Here is a 22,106-nt window from a genome sequence, read left to right on the forward strand (position 1 = left end):
ACTTATGCCCTTGGAAGCCCCTGATGGTGGCTCGCCTCCAGCATTCAGGCCTAGCATAGCGCTCGACTAGAATCATTCTGCAAATTGTTGCCAAGTATCTTTTACACAAGGTCTTTTATCAACAACTCAGCCACCTGCACTGCGTTGAGTGCCGCGCCTTTACGTACGTTATCTGACGTCAGCCACAGATCAAGTTCCGTCGGGTCGTCGACACCGCTGCGAACCCGACCCACGTAGACCACATCCTGCCCTACCGCATCACCTACCGGCGTCGGGTAATCACCCGCCTCGACCAGCTCGACACCAGGCGCCGCCTCAAGCGCTGCATTCACCGCCGCCAGGTCGATAGCCTTGGTTGACTGCAAGGTCACGCTAAAGCTATCGCCGAAAAACACCGGGGCTTGAACGCAAGTGGCAGAAATCTTTAATAAAGGCTGCGCCATGACCTCGCGCAGCTCTCGAACCAGGCGCTTTTCCAGCAGCGTATGACCCTGAGCATCCGGTGTGCCGACTTGTGCCAGCAGGTTGAAAGCCATTTGCCGATCAAAGAAACGCGGCTCCAGTGGGCGAACATTCAGCAGCTCTGCGGTCTGCCGGGCCAGCTCGGTGACCGCTTCGCGGCCTTGGGCGGAAACGGCCAGGCTCGCAGTGACGGTCACTCGCTGCAAGTCGAGCACATCGCGCAACGGTGCCAGCACCACGGCCAGAGTGGTGGCCGATGCACTTGGGCTGCTCACCTGAAACGGCTTTTTCAAGCCGGCCAGCACTGAGCTGTTGGCTTCCGGCACCACCTGCGGTGCTTGTTCCGCTGGCAAGGCGCCGGACAAATCGATCAGCGCGCAACCGGCGGCCGTCGCTCGCGGTGCAAAGCTCAGGGTGACCGCAGGGCCGGCGGCGAAGAACACCAACTGGACCTTGCTGAAATCAAATTCGTCGACTTCCCGCACCCGTACGTTCTTGCCGCGAAACGGCACTGAGTGCCCTGCCGATTCACTGCTGGCGAGCAGGTGCAGGTTGGCAACCGGGAAGTCGCGCTCTTCAAGAATCTGGACGAGGGTTTCGCCGACAGTACCGGTGGCGCCGACGACGGCGATATCAAAGGACTGGCTCATGGTTTTACCTCAGGCGAAACGGGGGAGCGGCACTTTACCGGGTGGTTGGCGGTTCGGCAATTTAGAGCAAAAGATCGCAGCCTTCGGCAGCGCCTACATTGGTCGCGTGTAAACCCGATTCTGTAGGAGCTGCCGAAGGCTGCGATCTTTCAAGGGAACAAAAAACCCGCACCCCTTTCAAGGCACGGGTTGTTTCATTGCATCAGCGAATCAACGCTCCAGCAGAATCCGCAGCATGCGACGCAGCGGTTCGGCCGCGCCCCACAGCAGTTGGTCGCCAACGGTGAACGCACCCAGGTACTGGGTGCCCATGTTCAGCTTGCGCAGACGGCCAACCGGTACGTTCAGAGTGCCGGTGACCTTGGTCGGGCTCAACTCCTGCATGCTGATCTCGCGCTGGTTCGGCACCAGTTTGACCCACGGGTTGTGCTGGCTGATCAGCCCTTCGATATCGGCGATCGGCACATCTTTGTTCAGCTTGATGGTCAGCGCCTGGCTGTGGCAACGCATGGCACCGATGCGCACGCAGATACCGTCCACCGGGATCGGGCTCTTGAAACGACCGAGGATCTTGTTGGTCTCGGCCTGGGCCTTCCACTCTTCGCGGCTTTGACCGTTCGGCAGTTCTTTGTCGATCCACGGGATCAGGCTGCCAGCCAATGGCACGCCGAAGTTTTCGGTCGGGTAGGCGTCACTGCGCATGGCTTCGGCGACTTTACGGTCGATGTCGAGGATAGCGCTGGCCGGATTGGCCAGTTCATCCGCAACAGCGGCGTGGGTCGCGCCCATTTGCTTGATCAGCTCACGCATGTTCTGCGCGCCGGCACCGGAGGCTGCCTGATAGGTCATGGCACTCATCCACTCCACCAGACCGGCTTCAAACAGACCGCCCAGGCCCATCAGCATCAAGCTGACGGTGCAGTTGCCGCCGATGTAGTTCTTGGTGCCTGCGTCGAGCTGCTGGTCGATGACCTTGCGGTTGACCGGGTCCAGAACGATCACCGCGTCATCCTGCATGCGCAGGCTGGAAGCGGCGTCGATCCAGTACCCCTGCCAGCCGGCTTCGCGCAGTTTCGGGAAGACTTCGCTGGTGTAGTCGCCACCCTGGCAGGTCAGAATCACGTCGAGGGTTTTCAGCTCTTCAATGCTGTAAGCGTCCTTGAGCGGAGCAATGTCCTTACCCACGGACGGGCCTTGGCCACCCACATTGGAAGTGGTGAAAAACACCGGCTCAATAAGATCGAAATCCTGCTCTTCCAGCATCCGCTGCATGAGCACGGAACCGACCATACCGCGCCAACCGATCAGACCTACACGTTTCATCGCAACTACACCTTTTACAAAAAGTGGGCTCGCTTGCCAGCATCAGCGACAAGCGGGGCCAGAGAGATTACAGATTCCGCAGCGCTGCGACTACTGCGTCGCCCATTTCCTGCGTACCTACTTTCGCGCAACCCGGCGACCAGATGTCACCTGTGCGCAGCCCTTGGTCCAATACCAGGCTGACGGCCTTTTCAATGGCATCCGCGGCCACAACCTGATTGAAGCTGTAACGCAGCATCATCGACACCGACAGAATCGTCGCCAACGGGTTGGCGATGCCTTTGCCTGCAATGTCCGGCGCCGAACCGTGGCACGGCTCGTACATGCCTTTATTGTTGGCATCCAGCGAGGCCGACGGCAACATGCCGATGGAACCGGTGAGCATCGAGGCTTCGTCGGACAGGATATCGCCGAACAGGTTGTCGGTGACAATCACGTCGAACTGCTTCGGTGCACGCACCAGTTGCATGGCGGCGTTGTCGACGTACATGTGGCTCAGCTCGACGTCCGGGTAGTCCTTGGCCACTTGCTCGACGATTTCGCGCCACAGCTGGCTGGAAGCCAGAACGTTGGCCTTGTCGACCGAGCAGAGTTTCTTGCCACGCACACGCGCCATGTCGAAACCGACGCGAGCGATACGGCGGATTTCGCTTTCGCTGTATGGCAGGGTGTCGTATGCCTGACGCTCGCCATTTTCCAGCTCGCGCACACCACGTGGCGCGCCGAAGTAGATACCGCCGGTCAGCTCACGGACGATCAGAATGTCCAGGCCTGCGACGATTTCCGCTTTCAGACTGGAAGCTTCGGCCAGTTGCGGGTAAAGGATCGCCGGGCGCAGGTTGCCGAACAGGCCCAGCTGCGCACGAATCTTCAACAAGCCGCGCTCTGGACGAATGTCACGTTCAATGGTGTCCCATTTCGGACCGCCCACCGCACCCAGCAACACCGCATCGGCAGCACGCGCGCGGGCCAGGGTTTCGTCGGCCAACGGCACGCCGTGCTTGTCGATGGCGGCGCCGCCGATCACGTCATGGCTCAACTCAAAATCCAGCGCGAACTTGTCGTTGGCCAGCTCCAGCACCTTGACCGCTTCGGCCATGATTTCCGGGCCAATACCGTCACCTGGGAGAATCAGAATCTGCTTGCTCATGCGTTCCTCATGTCATCAGTCGGCGAGCCCGCAGGCTCGCGGGTTCACCGGAAAAAGTTCTAGCGTTCAGCCCAAAGCACCAGCACATCGGTGCTGAACGAACCATCGGCCTCAATCTCGAAATACTCGCGCACTTCATTGCCCATTGCCTGCTGCAACTCGCGGATCGCCACGCGCAACGCTTGGGGTGTGCGCATGCGCTCGACCCAGGAGTTGTACTCCAGACGCAGCCGCTGGCGCGTGGTGCTACGGGTATGCAACCCCGCCTCACTGACCTGACGCAACCACTCCCCGGCGGAATAATCACGCACGTGGCTGGTGTCGCGCAGGACTTCAACGCTTTGCAGGTAAGTGTCGAACAATGGACTGCCCGGCGACAAGACATCAATGAACGCTGCCACCCCACCCGGCTTGAGCACTCGGCGCACTTCACGCAGGGCCAGGCCAAGATCGCTCCAATGGTGCGCCGAATAACGGCTAAACACGAAATCGAACTCACCCTCGGCGAACGGCAGACGCTCCGCTGCACCTAGCACGGTGGTCACGTTGTTCAGGCCACGATCAGCCGCAGCACCTGCCACCACGTCGAGCATCTGCTGCGACAGGTCGTAGGCGACCACTTCCTTGACCAGCGGAGCCACATGAAAACTCACATGACCGGCGCCGCAGCCCAGGTCCAGCACCCGCGCCTCACTGCGACCTGCCAGTTCGGCCTGTAGCAGCGCGAATTCGGTGCCCTGGGCGTGTACTGCGCTGCTCAGGTAGGCCGAGGCCTGCTCACCGAATTGCTTTTGTACTACGTCGCTGTGCTGGGCAGTGCTGGTCATGGAGATGTCCTTGTGTGTTGCCAGGCTGGAAGATCAAACGATCGCAGCCTGCGGCAGCGCCTACAGGTGTATGCCATTCCATGCAGGAGCTGCCGCAGGCTGCGATCTTTTCAAAACATCACGCGTCGCGGAACAACCATGGCTGGCTGGCGCGGTGTTTGGCTTCGAACGTGGCTATCGCATCGCCGTCCTGCAAGGTCAGGCCGATATCGTCCAGGCCATTGAGCAGGCAGTGTTTGCGGAAAGCATCGATTTCGAAGCTCAGGACCTTGCCGTCAGGGCGGGTCACGGTCTGGGCCTGCAAGTCGATCTGCAGCTGGTAACCCGGATTGGCTTCCACTTGCGCAAACAACTCGTCGACTTCAGCGTCGCTCAAGATGATCGGCAGCAAGCCGTTCTTGAAGCTGTTGTTGAAGAAGATGTCGGCGTAGCTCGGCGCGATGATGCTGCGAAAGCCGTACTCTTCCAGGGCCCACGGCGCGTGCTCGCGGCTCGAACCGCAGCCGAAGTTTTCCCGGGCGAGCAACACGCTGGCACCTTGATAACGCTCGGCGTTGAGCACGAAGTCCTTGTTCAACGGACGCTTGGAGTTGTCCTGATACGGTTGACCCACATCCAGATAACGCCACTCATCGAACAGGTTCGGGCCGAAACCGGTGCGTTTGATCGACTTCAAGAACTGCTTGGGAATGATTTGGTCGGTGTCGACGTTGGCACGATCCAAAGGCGCGACAAGACCAGTGTGCTGGGTAAAAGCTTTCATGCTGCGCTCCTTCAGATCAATTCACGGACGTCGACGAAGCGACCGTTGACAGCGGCGGCGGCGGCCATTGCCGGGCTCACCAGATGCGTACGGCCACCGGCGCCCTGACGACCTTCGAAGTTACGGTTGGAGGTCGATGCGCAATGCTCACCGGACTCCAAACGGTCCGGGTTCATTGCCAGACACATCGAGCAACCTGGCTCGCGCCATTCGAAACCGGCCTCGAGGAAAATCTTGTCCAGCCCTTCAGCTTCGGCTTGAGCTTTCACCAGGCCCGAACCCGGCACCACAATGGCTTGCTTGATGGTCGAAGCCACTTTACGGCCCTTGGCGATCACTGCCGCAGCGCGCAAATCTTCGATCCGCGAGTTGGTGCAGGAGCCAATGAACACGCGGTCCAGTTGAATGTCGGTGATCGCCTGATTGGCGGTCAAACCCATGTATTTCAGGGCACGGACGATAGAGTCGCGCTTGACCAGATCCATCTCTTTAGCCGGATCCGGCACGTTCTGATCGACGGCGAGGACCATTTCCGGGGACGTGCCCCAGCTGACTTGCGGCTTGATCTGCGCGGCATCGAGCTCAACGAGGGTGTCGAACTTCGCATCCACGTCGGAAACCAGGTCTTTCCAGGCTTCGACGGCCAACTCCCACTCAGCGCCTTTCGGTGCGAACGGACGACCTTTGACGTAGGCAACGGTTTTTTCATCGGCGGCGACCAGACCTACACGCGCACCGGCTTCAATGGACATGTTACAGATGGTCATGCGGCCTTCGACCGACAACTCACGAATCGCGCTACCGGCGAATTCGATGGCGTGGCCGTTACCGCCGGCGGTGCCAATCTTGCCGATGACCGCCAAGACGATGTCCTTGGCGGTCACGCCGAACGGCAAGGTGCCTTCGACGGAAACCCGCATGTTCTTCATTTTCTTGGCGACCAGGCACTGGGTGGCGAGCACGTGCTCGACCTCGGAAGTGCCAATACCGTGAGCCAACGCGCCGAAAGCGCCGTGGGTCGACGTATGGGAGTCACCGCAGACCACGGTCATGCCCGGCAAGGTAGCGCCCTGCTCCGGGCCGATAACGTGGACGATGCCTTGACGCACGTCATTCATCTTGAATTCGACGATGCCATATTCGTCACAGTTGTCATCGAGGGTCTGAACCTGCAAACGCGAGACTTCGTCAGCAATGGCGGCAATGCCGCCCTTGCGCTCTGGAGTCGTCGGTACGTTGTGGTCCGGGGTCGCGATGTTGGCATCGATGCGCCACGGCTTGCGCCCGGCCAGACGCAGACCTTCGAAGGCTTGCGGCGAGGTCACTTCGTGAATGATGTGACGATCGATGTAGATCAGCGCCGAACCATCGTCGCGCTGTTTGACCAAATGCGAATCCCAGAGCTTGTCGTAGAGCGTTTTGCCGGCCATCAGACGTTTCCTCATCAGCTTGTTTCTATGCCCTGGATTTTTGAAGCGACTCAATAACCCCTTGGCTTGTGAGGTCGATCCTATGGCGTTACATTAAATAACTCAAATTCATATTTTTTATGCTTTGGATAACCAACTGGAATACAACCATGGACCTGGCCAACCTCAATGCCTTTATAGCCATCGCCGAGACCGGCAGCTTCTCCGGCGCCGGCGAACGACTGCATCTGACCCAGCCGGCCATCAGCAAACGCATTGCCGGGCTGGAACAGCAGCTCAATGTGCGGCTGTTTGATCGACTGGGTCGGGAAGTCAGCCTGACCGAGGCCGGACGCGCCCTGCTGCCGCGCGCCTATCAGATTCTGAATGTGCTGGATGACACGCGCCGGGCGCTGACCAACCTGACCGGCGAAGTGACCGGTCGTCTGACACTGGCGACCAGTCACCACATCGGCCTGCACCGCCTGCCGCCCTTGCTGCGGGCGTTCACCCGGCGTTATCCCGAGGTTGCGCTGGATATTCAGTTCCTCGATTCGGAAGTCGCCTACGAAGAAATTCTTCACGGCCGCGCCGAACTGGCAGTCATTACCCTGGCACCCGAACCCCACACACTGGTGAAAGCCACGCCAGTGTGGGACGACCCGCTGGACTTCGTGGCGGCCCCGGAACACTCGCTGATCAGCAACGGCGCCGTCAGCCTGGCCGACATTGCCCGCCATCCGGCGGTTTTCCCCGGTGGAAACACCTTTACCCACCACATCGTGCAACGGCTGTTCGAAGCCCAGGGCCTGACGCCGAACATCGCGATGAGCACTAACTATCTGGAAACTATCAAGATGATGGTTTCCATTGGCCTGGCTTGGAGCGTGTTGCCGCGCACCATGCTCGATGATCAAGTGGCACGCATTCCTTTACCGGGCATACAGCTCACTCGCCAGCTAGGCTATATCGTGCACACCGAACGGACGCTGTCGAATGCTGCACGGGCTTTCATGGCCTTGCTGGATGCACAAATCGATCTGCCACGGATTCATGGCTAGGTTGTGCTAATCCTGTAAGACCGCAAACCCCAGTGCCAAACGCCCAATTCAGCCAAGGCCTGTTGCCAATGCCTAAATCTGTTGACCGCTCTCGCTCACGCACACCCCCAATGCCGCGCATTCAGGCGCTCGACCCGCGCACCTCGGAGCAGAGTTGGGAGAGCGCGCCACAACTGCTCGCCGCCTTGAACGGCGCACGCCTGGGCGCCTGGTACTGGGACATTGAACGCGGGCTGATCAGTTGGTCACGGGGGACTCAAGCCCTGTTCGGGTTTGACCCAAGAAAACCGCTGCCGGCCGACCTTGAGTACCTGGATTTGTTACCGGCGGAAGATCGCGCAAAAGCGCTGCGGGCCTTTAACGCCGTGGTGGCCGGCGCGCCACTGGAAACGGCAATGCATCACCGGATCCGCTGGCCCGACGGCAGTTTGCACTGGCTGGAGATCACCGGCAGCCTGCTGCCGGACAAACACGGCCGACCACGGATGATCGGGGTCATCCGCGAGATCACCCATCAACGCCAGCGTGAACAGGCCCTGAGCAGTTCGGAGAAACGCTTCGCAACACTCTTTCATCTATGCCCGAACATGGTGCTGCTGACCCGCCAGGAAGACGGCCTGATCAGCGAAGCCAATCAATACTTCGAAAGCCTGTTCGGTTGGCCGGTGCAAAGCGTGATCGGCCGCACGACGCTGGAACTGGGCCTTTGGGTGCGCCCGGAACAACGCGCCAAACTGGTCAAGGCAACCAAGGCCAAGGGCGATCTGGTCAGCATGGAGGTGCAGTTTCGCGCCAGCAACGGCCTGGTCCACGATGGCATTCTCAGCGCGCAAAAGGTTGAGCTCGAAGGCCAGGCCTACCTGCTCAGCACGTTCCTGGACACCAGCGAAAGCAAACTCGCCGAGCAAGCGCTCAAGGACAGTCAGGAGCGCCTGGACCTGGCCCTCGACTCGGCGCAACTCGGCACCTGGGACTGGCACATTCCCAGTGGCATGCTTTACGGCTCGGCCCGCGCCGCGCAGTTGCATGGTCTTGACCCGGTGCCCTTTCACGAACCCTTCGATGCTTTTTTCGAAGGCGTGCCAGACGATGAGCGCGACAGCATGCGCGACGCCTACCGCAGCTTGCGCGAAGGCCCCGCCGGCAATTATCAACTGACCTACCGCGTGCAACTGCCCGACGGCAGCTCGCGCTACCTGGAAAGCCGCGCACGGCTTTATCGCGATGAGTCTGGCGCGCCACTGCGCATGGCCGGCACCCTGCTCGACATCACCGACCAGGTGGAGCGTGAACAGCGCCTGATCACCTCCGAAGAAAAGTTCGCCAGCCTGTTCCAGGTCAGCCCGGACCCGATCTGCGTAACGCGCCAGGACACCGGCCAGTTCATCGAGATCAACTCCGCCTTCACTCAGACCTTTGGCTGGACTGCCAGCGACGTCATCGACCGCAGCGCCGACGAAATCGGCCTCTGGGACGCCTCGGTGAAGCGTCAGCAACGCATCGAACAGGTGATTCGCGAACAAGCGCTGAACAACGTTGCGATCATCGTTTACCACAAGGACGGGCAACCCTTGACGTGCGTGATATCCAGCCGACAAATCAGCGTCGGCAACGAGCCGTGCATCGTCACCACCTTGCGCGACATCACCCAGCAGCAGCGCTCCGAGGCTGCACTCAAGGCCAGTGAAGAGAAATTCGCCAAGGCGTTTCACTCCAGCCCCGACGCCATCACCATCACCGAGCGCGACAGCGGACGCTACCTGGAGGTCAACGACGGTTTCTGCCGTTTGACCGGCTACCGAGCTGATGAAGTGATTGGTAAAACCGTGTATCAGATCGGCATCTGGGCCGAAGAAAAACAACGCTCAAACCTGCTGGCCCAGTTGAAGGTAAAAGGCCGGGTGCATCACCAGGAAATGCTCGGTCGCAACAAGCGCGGCGAAATTCTCACGGTCGAGGTGTCTATCGAACCCATCACCCTGAACGAAACCGCCTGCCTGCTGCTGACCGCACGGGACGTCAGCCTGCTGAAAAATGCCGAAGCGCAAATCCGTCACCTCGCCTACCACGACCCGCTGACCAACCTGCCCAACCGTGCCCTGCTGATGGATCGCCTGAGCCAGCAAATCGCCCTGCTCAAACGCCATAATCTGCGCGGCGCCTTGCTGTTCCTCGATCTCGACCACTTCAAGCACATCAACGACTCGCTCGGTCACCCGGTGGGCGACACGGTGCTGAAAATCATCACTGCGCGCCTCGAAGCCAGCGTGCGCATGGAAGACACCGTGGCGCGACTGGGTGGCGATGAGTTCGTGGTGCTGCTGAGCGGCCTGGAAGGTACGCGCAACGAAGTCAGCGAACAGGTTCGCGAGCTGGCCGACACGCTGCGCGAGCTGCTGTCCGAACCGATGTTCCTCGACGGTCAGCGCCTGCAAGTCACACCGAGCATCGGCGTGGCACTGATTCCCGATCACGGCTCGACCCCGACCGACCTGCTCAAGCGCGCCGACATTGCCCTGTACCGGGCCAAGGACTCGGGGCGCAATACCACGCAGATGTTCCACAGCACCATGCAAAAAGCTGCCAGTGAACGCCTGCGGATGGAAACCGACCTGCGCCTGGCCCTTTCGCGAGGCGAATTCAGCGTGCACTACCAACCTCAGGTGGATGCGCAAGACGATCGAATCATCGGCGCTGAAGCCTTGGTACGCTGGCACCACCCGCAGCTGGGCGCGCAATCGCCCACCGAGTTCATCAAGGTGCTGGAAGACAGCGGACTGATTCTGGAGGTCGGTGCCTGGATCCTTGATGAAGCCTGCCAGGCATTCAGGCAACTGATCGATAGAGGCCTGATCGACCCGCTGAACTTCAGTCTCTGCGTGAACATCAGTCCACGGCAATTCCGCCAGAACGACTTTGTCGAACGGATTGAACACAGCCTGAGCAGCCATGCGCTGCCGTACTCGCTGCTCAAACTGGAGATTACCGAAGGCATCGTGATCCAGAACCTGGACGACACCATCAACAAGATGCGCCGCTTGAAGAAACTCGGCGTCAGCTTCGCCATGGACGACTTTGGCACTGGCTACTCGTCGCTGACTTACCTCAAGCGCCTGCCGGTGGACACCCTGAAAATCGACCAGTCCTTCATCCGCGATGCGACCAGCGATCCGAACGACGCAGAAATCATCCGCGCCATTGTGGCCATGGCCCTCAGTCTTGAGCTGACGGTGATTGCCGAAGGCGTCGAAACCCCCGAACAGCTTGAGTTTTTGCTGGGGTTGGGCTGCCATTTGTATCAAGGCTACCTGCACAGTCAGCCGCTGCCGCTGGAGGGCTTCCTGAAACTGCTCAAATGATGGGTACAAAAAAGGGCGCCAGTGGCGCCCTTTCTCATCGCGATGACTCAGTGCTGCAACGCTGGTTTTTGCGTCCCGTTGATCGGGATGCGTTTGGCTTTTGCTTCTTCCGGCACGATGCGCAGCAGGTCGATGTTCAACAGACCGTTGCGCAGGTCGGCAGCCTTGACTTCGATGTGGTCAGCCAGGCGGAACGACAGTTTGAACGCACGCTGGGCAATGCCCTGATGCAGATAGGTGACGCCTTCATGGGCATCGCGTTTACCGCCACTGACGGTCAACACACCTTTTTCGACTTGCAATTCCAGGTCTTCTTCCTGGAAGCCGGCCGCCGCGATGACAATACGGTATTCATCGTCGCCGTGCTTTTCGACGTTGTACGGGGGGTAGGTGCTACCTGGCTCATTGCGCAGCGCTGACTCGAACAGATCGTTGAAACGATCGAAGCCCACCGAGGAACGGAACAGTGGAGCCATGGAAAATGCAGTACTCATGATTCAAATCTCCTGAAAACAATCAGCAAGTTTTTTGTCTCCGCGACCCGAATTCGGCATCGCGTACTCCTTAGATAAGGACCGCCGATTGCATTTCAAGAGATTATTTTCTGTTTTTTCAAAAAAGGTTTCAGGCCGCTTCAGACACCTGCAGACCCAGTAAATGCGAGACCCGATCCAGCTCGGTTTCACGGCGCAGGACGGTGAATAGCTCAACTGCTTCGGGATAATTGCGGGTCAGCATCGCCAGCCACTGTTTCAAGCGACCCGGCGATTGGCGTGGCGTCATCTGCGCCTTGGCTTGCAGCCAGAAATCCTGAAGCAGCGGCAGCAGCTCGGCCCAGGTCATCTCGACGACGTCCTCACCCGCCCGTGCGGCAGCGATTTGCCGCGCCAGGTCGGGACGCGAGACCAGACCACGACCGAGCATGATGTCTTCTACGCCGCTGATTTCGCGGCAACGGCGCCAGTCTTCAACGCTCCAGATATCGCCATTGGCGAACACCGGCACCTTGACCACCTCCTGCACCCGCGGGATCCATTCCCAATGGGCCGGCGGCTTGTAGCCATCAGTCTTGGTCCGTGCGTGTACCACGATGTGCGCAGCACCGCCCTCGGCCAGGGCCGTGGCACAGACCAGCGCGCCGTCGGGACTGTCAAAACCCAAACGCATCTTGGCGGTCACCGGGATGTGCGCCGGCACTGCGCGGCGCACATGTTCGACGATTTCGTTGAGCAGCTCTGGCTCTTTGAGCAGTACTGCACCGCCGCGCGACTTGTTAACGGTCTTGGCCGGACAACCGAAATTCAGGTCGATCACTTCAGAGCCCAGCTCGCAGGCCAGCGCGGCGTTTTCCGCCAGGCACACCGGATCGGACCCCAGCAACTGCACGCGCAACGGCACACCGGCAGCGGTTTTGGCGCCGTTCAGCAGTTCAGGGCCGAACTTGTGGAAATAGGCAGGCGTGAGCAGTTGATCGTTGATCCGAATGAACTCGGTCACGCACCAGTCGATACCGCCAACACGGGTCAGCACGTCCCGCAGGATGTTGTCGACCAACCCCTCCATGGGCGCCAAAGCAATTTGCATGGAAAACACTCAACGAAAAACGTGCGGCAGTTTACTGGATTTGCGCAACGCAGGGGACCGTGTCAGCTCACGACGTGCAACGCCGAGCCGTAGCCTTCGATGAACTCCGCCGGCATGCGCTTGGGCTTGCCGCTGGTCAGCTCGATGCAGACAAACGTGGTTTGCGCCCGCAACAGCGTGGCGTTGTCGCTGGGGCGGATCAACTGGAAGTGCCGGGTCATCTTCAGGCGCTGATCCCAGTCGACGATCCAGGTCGCCAGCTGCAACTCATCGTCCTCATAGGCGGCGGCCAGGTAATCGATTTCGTGGCGCACCACCGCCATCGCCCGGTCCAGCCGCCGATATTCGGTCAGATCCAGACCAAGGCGCTGCGAGTGACGCCAGGCGCAGCGCTCGAGCCAGGTGACGTACACCGCGTTATTGGCGTGCCCTAGCCCGTCAATGTCCTCGGCAGCCACCTGCAGGTCAATGATAAATGGCGTTGCCCGATCCCAGCCCATGCCCCACTCCCGGTCAAATTAATCGACCGGGGCAGTGTAACGGATGATCAGGCCGATTGGTGCGCCTGCAAGCTGCGACCGGACAGCAGCAACAGCACGCCTTCGATCAAGCGCGGATCAGCCAGCACTCGCTGATGACCACCCTCTTCCAGGCGCAACAGGCGACTGTCGAACCAGGCGTCGTGAATCAATTGCGACTCATTGACCGAAACAAAGCCGTCGTCTTCGGCGTGTACGATCAACCCTGGCATATCCAGTTGATAGTGGGCGACGTCGAGCCGTGAAGCCTGAATACCCACATCCTGTTCGACCTTGCGGATAAACGCCGAACGCGCCTTGGGCGGCATACGAACGTGGCGGGCAAAACCGCGCAACACAGCGAGAATCCGCGCCGGCGCAGCGATACTGACCAGGGTTTCAGTGCGCAAACCCAATTGAACAGCAAGCATCGCACTGGCACCGCCCATGGAGTGACCGATGACGGCTTGCAAGGGTGGCAACTCCGCCGCCGCTTCAAGCATGGCCCGCGCAAACAGCACCACATTGGCCTCGCGACCAGGAGAGCGACCGTGAGCCGGACCCTCCAGCGCGACCACGGTATAGCCGGCATCTACCAGCGCTGTGATCAGGCTGGCGAATTGTGTCGGCCGGCCTTCCCAGCCATGCATCAGCAGCACCGTCGGGCCCTGCCCCCAGCGCAACGCTGAAAGACCGAAGCGCAAGGTGATCCGCTCGGACTTCGCCAGCAGCGGCATTTCCCAATCACGCGGTGGCCGCTCGCGCGGCGTCATGAACACCGAACGCATCTTGCTCGCCACCCACTGAGGTGCAACCCAGCCCAAGGTGCCATTAACGCCACGAACCCAACTTAACGCGCTCATCGCTCATCTCCAAAGGCTTGTGCTTCAGGTCATAGCACCGCCGACTTGGCGGCACGCAATAATCGATCGGACAAGTCACCGGCACCCAGCGCCCGCGCCAGGGCCAAACCACCGACCATCAGCGCCAAGTCAGCCAACGCTTTATCGGTGTCTTCCGGGCTGGCGGCCAACTGCGCGACCATCAACTCGATGTGCTCATTCAAGGCCAGACGGAAATCGTCCGGCAGGCGCCCCAACTCCCCAACCGACGCCGGAATCGGGCAGGCGTGCTCGGTGGAATCGCGGTGTTTGCGTGACAGGTAAAACGCGGCGACCAACGCACGGCGCTCCTCGCCCGTCAGCGAGGCGTCCATTTCAGCAATCATTGCCCGGCGCTGGTCGAGCAATTGCGTGAAGGCCTCCAGCATCATGGCGTCCTTGCTTTCGAAGTGCGCGTAGAAACCACCGACGGTGAGGCCGGCAGCGCCCATCACTTCACCCACGCTAGGCTCTGCCGGGCCACGTTGAATCAGCGCAGAGCTGGCGGCCTGGAGAATGCGTTCACGGGTTTGAGCTTTTTTGTCGTTCATCGTTGCCTCCGAATATTACGATTAGAATATTATTCTCATAATAATTTTTCGCAAGTCGTTGATGTGACCGTTGGTCAGAAGAACAGTGTTGGGAGAATGAGGGGATTGGCCAAACGCCAGACAAACAAAAGGGCCATTCAATAATTGAATGACCCTTATAAATCCCGCAGAGCGGGTAATCGTGGCGTCCCCTAGGGGACTCGAACCCCTGTTACCGCCGTGAAAGGGCGGTGTCCTAGGCCACTAGACGAAGGGGACGCAAACCCTTCTATACAACTGATCAGCGCTGAGTACTGATCGATTCAAGGCCGGTGTGGCCAGACCTTGAACTGTAAAATTGGTGGAGCTAGACGGGATCGAACCGTCGACCTCTTGCATGCCATGCAAGCGCTCTCCCAGCTGAGCTATAGCCCCGGATTTTTCGCCTCGCGGCGGAGCGACATTTTTCAACATCACTTCTGTAAAACTGGCGTCCCCTAGGGGACTCGAACCCCTGTTACCGCCGTGAAAGGGCGGTGTCCTAGGCCACTAGACGAAGGGGACGCAAACCCTTCTATACAACTGATCACCGCGATGCGTTGATCGCTTCAAGACCGGTGTGGCCAGGCCTTGAAGTGTAAATTGGTGGAGCTAGACGGGATCGAACCGTCGACCTCTTGCATGCCATGCAAGCGCTCTCCCAGCTGAGCTATAGCCCCTCATCGCTGAGGACGGGGCGAATCTTAATGGCGCATCGGAAAGCTGTCAAACTTATTTTTAACAATTTCCAAAAATTTTTGCCGCCATAACAATCACTTACCGCCCTCCCCCCGAAAAACAAGGGCTTTTGGAAAGATCGCAGCCTTCGCCAACGCCTACGCGGCGGCGTTCTTGCGCACCCCGTGCAGGAGCTGGCGCAGGCTGCGATCTTTTCGGTCGCCGAAAACCACGATCAAAAGATCGCAGCCTGCGGCAGCTCCTACGAGGAAATGCATCAAATCAGGCGATAGCGCCCAAGAGCTTTTCCCACTCTTTGTTTTCTTTCTTCGACACGCCACCGAGCAAGTCGATCGCCTGGCGCAGACGGAAACGCGTCAGGTCCGGGCCAAGGATTTCCATCGCATCCAGTACCGAGACCGAACTGGCCTGACCGGTGATGGCTGCGAACATCAGCGGCATGGCATCACGCAACTTCAGTTCCAGGGACTCGACCACCGCTTGAATGGTCGCGGTGATGCTGTCCTTCTCCCACTGACGCAGGCTTTCGAGCTTCCACAGGATCAACTGCATCAGCTGACGAACCTGATCGCCGGACAACTTCTTGGACTCGAACAACCTGGCATCCGGGTTCACGCCACCGGCGAAGAAGAACCCGGCCAACGGTGCGACCTGGCTGAAAATTTCAACCCGACCCTGCACGTGCGGCGCGATCTTCATCATGTATTCAGGGTTCAGCGCCCAGGTCTGCAGGCGGCTGGCGAACTCTTCCACCGGCAGATCACGCAACCATTGGCCGTTGAGCCACGACAGCTTCTCGATGTCGAAAATCGGTCCGCCGAGGGAAACGCGCTTCAGGTCGAAGTGGTCGACCATCTCCTGCAGCGAGAACTTCTCGCGCTCGTCAGGCATCGACCAGCCCATACGACCGAGGTAGTTGAGCATCGCTTCCGGCATGAAGCCCATGCGCTCGTAGAACGTTACTGAAGTCGGGTTCTTGCGCTTGGACAGCTTGCTCTTGTCCGGGTTACGCAGCAGCGGCATGTAGCACAGCTCTGGTTGTTCCCAGCCAAAGTACTCGTAAAGCAGGATCAGCTTCGGCGCCGATGGCAGCCACTCTTCACCGCGCAATACGTGGGTGATGCCCATCAGGTGGTCGTCGACCACGTTGGCGAGGAAGTAGGTCGGCAGGCCGTCGGTCTTCATCAACACTTGCATGTCCATGCGATCCCACGGGATCTCGACGTCGCCACGGAGCATGTCCGGCACCACGCAGACGCCCTCGGTCGGCACCTTCATGCGGATGACGTGCGGCTCGCCAGCGGCCAGACGGCGCGCGACTTCTTCCTTGGAGAGCAACAGCGCACGGCCGTCGTAACGCGGGGTTTCGCCGCGGGCCATTTGCTCGGCGCGCATCTGATCCAGCTCGTCGCTCGTGCAGAAGCACGGGAACGCGTGCCCCAGATCGACGAGTTGCTGGCAGTACTTCTGATAGATGTCGCCACGCTCGCTCTGGCGATACGGACCGTGCGGGCCGCCCACATCCGGGCCTTCGCTCCAGTTGATGCCCAACCAGCGCAAGGCATCGAAAATCTGCTGTTCGGACTCGCGGGTCGAACGCAATTGGTCGGTGTCTTCAATCCGCAGGATGAACTCACCGCCATGCTGCTTGGCAAAGCAGTAGTTGAACAAAGCGATGTAAGCGGTGCCGACATGGGGATCGCCGGTAGGCGATGGCGCGATGCGAGTGCGGACGGTGGTCATGGCATGTCTCGAAAGAATATAAAAAGCGGAGATGAAACAAAGGACGAATGGTAACAGGCGTTGCCCGCCCGGCTCCAGTGAGCAGGGCATTTAAGCCAACGTTGGGGCTACAAAAGGCTCTGGCACCGCTCAATGGCTGATTATCAATAAGTGGCATTTACCGCTTGTCGGCTATATGACAGATTCAAGCATTGATAAATCTCCTTACACTCTCTCGACTACAGTCTGCCCATGCCTGCCCAACTCAAGCGTCGCCTGTTTACTTTTCTGTTTATCGTCCTGCTGATTGCCGGGGGCTTCTTTGCTCAATGGTTCTTCAAGGGACGCTTTTACGAAAGCACCGATAACGCTTATGTCCAGGGTGAAATTACCCGCGTCTCCAGCCAGTTGGGCGCGCGCATTGAGGAAGTGCTGGTACAAGACAACCAACATGTCGAAAAAGGCCAGCTGCTGATCAAACTCGAAAGCGATGACTTTCATCTCGCCGTCGACCGCGCTAACGCCGCCCTCGCCACTCGCGAGGCCGAGCGCCTGCAAGCCCAGAGCAAACTGACACAACAAGCCAGCCTGATTGCCGCCAGCGAAGCCCAGGTCGCCTCGAGTCAGGCCACCCTCGGCCGCTCGCAAGTCGATTTGTCCCGCGCACAAACCCTGCGCAAGCCGGGTTACGTCTCGGAAGAACGGGTGACCACCCTCTCCGCCGACAACCATATCGCCCGCTCGCAAGTCGCCAAGGCCCAGGCTGATGCCCAAGGCCAGCGCCAGCAGGTCAACGCCTTGACGGCCGAGATCAAGCGCCTGGACGCCCAGATCGCCAATGCCAAAACCGATCTGGCGCAGGCCCAACTGAACCTGACCCGCAGCGAAATCCACGCACCGATCAGTGGCCTGATCGGCCAACGTGCAGCCCGCAATGGTCAATACGTACAAGCCGGCGCTTACCTGCTGTCGATCGTCCCGGACCAGGACATCTGGATTCAGGCCAATTTCAAGGAAACCCAGATTGGCCACATGCAGCCAGGCCAGAAAGCCGAACTGACCTTCGATGCCTACAGTGACACACCGATCGAAGCCCGGGTCGACAGCCTGTTCGCCGCCTCGGGCGCGCAGTTCAGCCTGCTGCCACCCGACAATGCCACCGGCAACTTCACCAAAGTCGTCCAACGGATTCCGGTGAAACTGACCTTTGCCGCCGACAATCCGCTGCACAGCAAGATCCGCCCAGGCATGTCGGTCACCGTCAAAGTCAACATCAAAGACCCGGTCGATGGCCGGTGATCAACTGATCCGCCCGGTCGGCGAACCGACCCGGCGGGACTGGATTGCGGTGATGAGCGTGATGCTCGGCGCCTTCATGGCAGTGCTCGACATCCAGATCACCAACGCTTCGCTCAAAGACATTCAGGGCGCGCTGTCAGCGACTCTGGAAGAAGGCTCGTGGATTTCCACCTCGTACCTGGTGGCGGAAATCATCATGATCCCGCTCACTGCGTGGCTGGTGCAGTTGCTCTCGGCACGACGGCTGGCCGTGTGGGTTTCGTTGGGCTTTCTTGGCGCGTCACTGCTCTGCTCGATGGCCTGGAGCCTGGAGAGCATGATCGTCTTCCGCGCCTTGCAGGGTTTCACCGGCGGCGCGCTGATCCCGCTGGCGTTCACCCTGACGCTGATCAAACTTCCCGAACACCATCGCGCCAAAGGCATGGCAATGTTCGCCATGACCGCGACCTTCGCCCCCTCCATCGGCCCGACCATTGGTGGCTGGCTGACGGAGAACTGGGGCTGGAAGTACATTTTCTACATCAACGTACCGCCCGGACTGATCATGATCGCCGGCCTGCTTTATGGCCTGGAGAAGAAAGAGTCGCACTGGGAGTTGCTGAAAAGCACCGACTACATGGGCATCCTCACGCTGGCGGTCGGCCTCGGTAGCTTGCAGGTGTTTCTTGAGGAAGGCCATCGCAAGGACTGGCTGGAGTCAAACCTGATCGTGACGCTGGGCTGCATCGCCCTGTTGAGCCTGATCACCTTTGTGATCGTGCAGGTGTCCAAGCCCAATCCGCTGATCAATCTGGGCATCTTGCGCAACCGCAACTTTGGCTTATCGAGCATTTCCAGCCTGGGCATGGGCGTGGGGCTGTACGGCTCGATTTATCTGCTGCCGCTGTACCTGGCGCAAATCCAGAACTACAACGCCTTGCAGATCGGCGAAGTGATCATGTGGATGGGCGTGCCGCAGTTGTTCCTGATTCCGCTGGTGCCGAAACTGATGAAGTTCATTTCACCGAAGTTACTCTGCACCCTCGGTTTTGGATTGTTTGGTTTCGCGAGCTTTTCTTCAGGCGCACTCAACCCGGACTTTGCCGGACCGCAGTTCAATCAGATCCAGCTCATCCGGGCGCTGGGCCAGCCGCTGATCATGGTGACCATCTCGCTGATCGCCACCGCCTACATCCTGCCGCAGGACGCCGGGTCGGCGTCGAGCCTGTTCAACATCCTGCGTAACCTTGGCGGCGCGATTGGCATCGCCCTGCTCGCGACCCTACTGGATGCGCGGACCAAGACCTACTTTGATTATTTACGGGAGTCGATCGTGCCGACCAACCCGCAGGTGGCTGAGCGCATGGCGAGCATGACCGATCGATTTGGCAGTGAGACGGCGGCGCTGGGCAAGCTCAGTGAGATTGCCCATCAGCAGGCCTCGATCATGGCCTACAACGATGCGTTTCACTTTGTCGGGATTGCGCTGGGGGTGAGCATGCTGGCGATCTTGCTGACCAAGGCGTTGCCGGCGGGATTGAAAGCCGGCGAGGCACACTAGCCTCACCCCGTAGGAGCTGCCGCAGGCTGCGATCTTTTCAATGGATAATGTGGCCGCCCGGATGGACGCCAAGATCAAAAGATCGCAGCCTTCGGCAGCTCCTACGCTGACCCTATCGAATGCATCAGACGGTCAACAACCGCTCGCGCATCTTGGCGATTTCGTCGCGTGTCTGCGCAGCGGCTTCGAACTCCAGGTCGCGGGCGAGCTGGTACATCTTCTCTTCCAGCTGACGAATGCGCTTGGCGATTTCGCTCGGCGAACGCCATTCGTTTTCGTACCTGGCGCTTTCCTCGGCAGCCTTGGCCATGCCCTTGCGCTTCTTGCTGCGCGAGCCCGGCACGACGGCGCCTTCCATGATGTCGGCAACGTCCTTGAACACGCCTTTGGGGGTAATGCCATTCGCCAGGTTGAAGGCGATTTGTTTGTCGCGACGACGCTCGGTCTCGCCAATCGCCCGCTCCATCGACCCGGTGATCCGGTCGGCATACAGAATCGCCCGGCCATTGAGGTTCCGCGCCGCGCGGCCGATGGTCTGGATCAGTGAACGCTCGGAACGCAGGAAACCCTCCTTGTCCGCATCGAGAATCGCCACCAGTGACACTTCCGGCATGTCCAGACCTTCACGCAGCAGGTTGATCCCCACCAGCACATCGAAGGTGCCCAGACGCAAATCGCGGATGATCTCGACCCGCTCCACGGTATCAATGTCCGAGTGCAGATAACGTACCCGCACACCGTGGTCGGCGAGGTAGTCGGTCAAGTCTTCGGACATGCGCTTGGTCAGCGTGGTCACCAGCACCCGCTCCTCCAGCGCCACCCGCTTGGTGATTTCCGAGAGCAAGTCGTCGACCTGAGTCAGCGCCGGACGGATTTCAATTTGCGGGTCGACCAGACCGGTCGGCCGCACCAACTGTTCGATCACTCGACCGGCGTGTTCCGCTTCGTAATTGCCCGGGGTCGCCGAGACGAAAATCGTCTGCGGACTGATGCTTTCCCATTCATCAAAACGCATCGGCCGGTTGTCCAGTGCCGACGGCAGCCGGAAACCGTATTCGACCAGCGTCTCTTTGCGTGAGCGGTCGCCCTTATACATCGCACCGACCTGCGGTACGCTGACGTGAGACTCGTCGATCACCAGCAAGGCATCGGCTGGCAGATAGTCAAACAAGGTGGGCGGCGGCTCACCGGACTCACGGCCCGACAAGTAGCGCGAGTAGTTTTCAATACCGTTGCAGTAACCCAGCTCCAGTATCATCTCGAGGTCAAAACGGGTGCGCTGCTCCAGCCTTTGAGCTTCCACCAGTTTATTGTTGGAGCGCAGGTATTCCAGACGCTCCTGTAGCTCAACCTTGATCCCTTCGATGGCCCCCAGCAGGGTTTCTCGCGGCGTTACATAGTGGCTCTTCGGATAGAAGGTGAAACGCGGCAGCTGGCGAATCACTTCGCCGGTCAACGGATCGAAAGCAGAAATTTTCTCCACTTCATCATCGAAGAGTTCAATACGGATCGCTTCAAAATCGGATTCCGCCGGGTGGATATCAATCACATCGCCGCGCACGCGGAAGGTCGCTCGGGCAAAATCCATGTCATTGCGGGTGTATTGCAGGTCGGCCAACCGGCGCAGCAAGGCGCGCTGATCGAGCTTGTCGCCCCGATCGACGTGCAGCACCATTTTGAGATAGGTTTCCGGGCTGCCCAAACCGTAAATGCACGACACCGTGGTGACGATGATCGCGTCCTTGCGCTCCAGCAACGCTTTGGTTGCCGACAGACGCATCTGCTCGATATGGTCGTTGATCGAGGCATCTTTCTCGATGAAGGTGTCGGAGGACGGCACGTAGGCTTCGGGCTGGTAGTAGTCGTAGTAGGAAACGAAGTACTCCACCGCGTTGTTCGGGAAGAACGCCTTGAACTCGCCGTACAGTTGCGCGGCCAGCGTCTTGTTCGGCGCCAGCACCAGCGTCGGCCGCTGTACCTGGGCGATCACGTTGGCGATGCTGAAGGTCTTGCCCGAACCGGTCACACCGAGCAACGTCTGGTGCGCCAGCCCGGCCTCGATGCCCTCGACCATCAAACGGATGGCTTCCGGCTGATCGCCGGCGGGCTCGAAACGGGTGACTAGCTGGAATTCAGACATATCGTACCTATTGGTTTCCAGGGAGAGGCTCACTTCGGCGCGAGCAAGCGCGCCAGAACGGTGAAGACCGCTCACGACGAATGTCGCAGGGAAAAATCATGATAACCGTTGATGTGGTGCCGAATACCTCTAGTTTCAAGGCAATCGTCC

17 protein-coding genes and 4 tRNA genes are annotated in these 22,106 nt (G+C 59.5%); 4 read left to right on the top strand and 17 right to left on the bottom strand.

Translation table 11 applies throughout. The annotated features are described in order from the left end of the window. Window positions 1–101: 101 nt before the first annotated feature. The 6 genes from BLL42_RS03810 to leuC form a co-directional block, all read right to left on the bottom strand. On the bottom strand, window positions 102–1,112 hold the full coding sequence (locus tag BLL42_RS03810) for an aspartate-semialdehyde dehydrogenase (RefSeq protein WP_071550850.1): 1,011 nt from the start codon (window positions 1,110–1,112) through the stop codon (window positions 102–104). A gap of 210 nt (window positions 1,113–1,322) precedes the next feature. Next, the gene (asd, locus tag BLL42_RS03815) at window positions 1,323–2,435 is read right to left on the bottom strand and encodes an aspartate-semialdehyde dehydrogenase (RefSeq protein WP_071550851.1); all 1,113 of its coding nucleotides are present in this window, start codon (window positions 2,433–2,435) and stop codon (window positions 1,323–1,325) included. Between the two features lie 67 nt (window positions 2,436–2,502). Next, window positions 2,503–3,585 carry a 3-isopropylmalate dehydrogenase gene (leuB, locus tag BLL42_RS03820; protein ID WP_071550852.1) on the bottom strand — a complete coding sequence of 361 codons (1,083 nt, stop codon included), beginning with the start codon at window positions 3,583–3,585 and terminating at the stop codon, window positions 2,503–2,505. A 59-nt stretch (window positions 3,586–3,644) separates the two neighbouring features. Further along, complete coding sequence (locus BLL42_RS03825) at window positions 3,645–4,412, bottom strand: class I SAM-dependent methyltransferase (RefSeq protein ID WP_071550853.1); 768 nt, start codon at window positions 4,410–4,412, stop codon at window positions 3,645–3,647. A gap of 118 nt (window positions 4,413–4,530) precedes the next feature. Then, complete coding sequence (gene leuD, locus BLL42_RS03830) at window positions 4,531–5,175, bottom strand: 3-isopropylmalate dehydratase small subunit (RefSeq protein ID WP_071550854.1); 645 nt, start codon at window positions 5,173–5,175, stop codon at window positions 4,531–4,533. 11 nt (window positions 5,176–5,186) lie between these two features. Then, window positions 5,187–6,605, bottom strand: a complete 1,419-nt coding sequence (leuC, locus tag BLL42_RS03835) for a 3-isopropylmalate dehydratase large subunit (protein WP_071550855.1) — start codon at window positions 6,603–6,605, stop codon at window positions 5,187–5,189. Window positions 6,606–6,754: 149 nt separating this feature from the next. Between leuC and BLL42_RS03840 the strand changes: the two genes are divergently transcribed. Together BLL42_RS03840 and BLL42_RS03845 are read left to right on the top strand one after the other, a co-directional pair. After that, window positions 6,755–7,645 carry a LysR family transcriptional regulator gene (locus BLL42_RS03840; RefSeq protein ID WP_071550856.1) on the top strand — a complete coding sequence of 297 codons (891 nt, stop codon included), beginning with the start codon at window positions 6,755–6,757 and terminating at the stop codon, window positions 7,643–7,645. A 68-nt stretch (window positions 7,646–7,713) separates the two neighbouring features. Then, window positions 7,714–11,004, top strand: coding sequence for a sensor domain-containing protein (locus BLL42_RS03845; RefSeq protein ID WP_071550857.1), 3,291 nt, complete (start codon window positions 7,714–7,716; stop codon window positions 11,002–11,004). 47 nt (window positions 11,005–11,051) lie between these two features. On the opposite strand, the gene BLL42_RS03850 is transcribed toward BLL42_RS03845, so the two are convergent. From BLL42_RS03850 to gltX, 10 genes are all read right to left on the bottom strand, one after another. Then, window positions 11,052–11,498, bottom strand: a complete 447-nt coding sequence (locus BLL42_RS03850; protein WP_071550858.1) for an Hsp20 family protein — start codon at window positions 11,496–11,498, stop codon at window positions 11,052–11,054. Window positions 11,499–11,628: 130 nt separating this feature from the next. Further along, window positions 11,629–12,588: a tRNA dihydrouridine synthase gene (locus tag BLL42_RS03855; RefSeq protein WP_071550859.1), complete on the bottom strand. Its 960-nt coding sequence runs from the start codon at window positions 12,586–12,588 to the stop codon at window positions 11,629–11,631. A gap of 62 nt (window positions 12,589–12,650) precedes the next feature. Next, window positions 12,651–13,088, bottom strand: coding sequence for an acyl-CoA thioesterase (locus BLL42_RS03860; protein ID WP_071550860.1), 438 nt, complete (start codon window positions 13,086–13,088; stop codon window positions 12,651–12,653). A 47-nt stretch (window positions 13,089–13,135) separates the two neighbouring features. Then, a complete protein-coding gene (locus BLL42_RS03865) occupies window positions 13,136–13,969 on the bottom strand; it encodes an alpha/beta fold hydrolase (RefSeq protein ID WP_071550861.1) in 834 nt (277 codons plus the stop codon). A gap of 29 nt (window positions 13,970–13,998) precedes the next feature. Continuing rightward, complete coding sequence (locus BLL42_RS03870) at window positions 13,999–14,538, bottom strand: TetR/AcrR family transcriptional regulator (protein WP_071550862.1); 540 nt, start codon at window positions 14,536–14,538, stop codon at window positions 13,999–14,001. A gap of 182 nt (window positions 14,539–14,720) precedes the next feature. Then, window positions 14,721–14,796: transfer RNA gene (locus BLL42_RS03875), tRNA-Glu, on the bottom strand. A gap of 80 nt (window positions 14,797–14,876) precedes the next feature. Then, window positions 14,877–14,952: transfer RNA gene (locus BLL42_RS03880), tRNA-Ala, on the bottom strand. 53 nt (window positions 14,953–15,005) lie between these two features. Beyond that, window positions 15,006–15,081: transfer RNA gene (locus BLL42_RS03885), tRNA-Glu, on the bottom strand. A gap of 79 nt (window positions 15,082–15,160) precedes the next feature. Next, a tRNA-Ala gene (locus BLL42_RS03890) sits at window positions 15,161–15,236 on the bottom strand. Window positions 15,237–15,516: 280 nt separating this feature from the next. Next, window positions 15,517–16,998 carry a glutamate--tRNA ligase gene (gltX, locus tag BLL42_RS03895; protein WP_071550863.1) on the bottom strand — a complete coding sequence of 494 codons (1,482 nt, stop codon included), beginning with the start codon at window positions 16,996–16,998 and terminating at the stop codon, window positions 15,517–15,519. A gap of 231 nt (window positions 16,999–17,229) precedes the next feature. On the opposite strand from gltX, the gene BLL42_RS03900 reads away from it, so the two are divergent. Together BLL42_RS03900 and BLL42_RS03905 are read left to right on the top strand one after the other, a co-directional pair. Then, window positions 17,230–18,276, top strand: a complete 1,047-nt coding sequence (locus tag BLL42_RS03900) for an HlyD family secretion protein (protein WP_071550864.1) — start codon at window positions 17,230–17,232, stop codon at window positions 18,274–18,276. Next, window positions 18,266–19,816 (top strand): MDR family MFS transporter, encoded by a 1,551-nt coding sequence (locus BLL42_RS03905; RefSeq protein WP_071550865.1) that lies wholly within the window; start codon window positions 18,266–18,268, stop codon window positions 19,814–19,816. The genes BLL42_RS03900 and BLL42_RS03905 overlap by 11 nt, the downstream gene beginning before the upstream one ends. A gap of 124 nt (window positions 19,817–19,940) precedes the next feature. On the opposite strand, the gene uvrB is transcribed toward BLL42_RS03905, so the two are convergent. Continuing rightward, window positions 19,941–21,956, bottom strand: coding sequence for an excinuclease ABC subunit UvrB (gene uvrB, locus BLL42_RS03910; RefSeq protein ID WP_071550866.1), 2,016 nt, complete (start codon window positions 21,954–21,956; stop codon window positions 19,941–19,943). Window positions 21,957–22,106 lie beyond the last annotated feature (150 nt).

Source organism: Pseudomonas frederiksbergensis (genome assembly GCF_001874645.1).
Classification (GTDB): Bacteria; Pseudomonadota; Gammaproteobacteria; order Pseudomonadales; family Pseudomonadaceae; genus Aquipseudomonas; species Aquipseudomonas frederiksbergensis_B.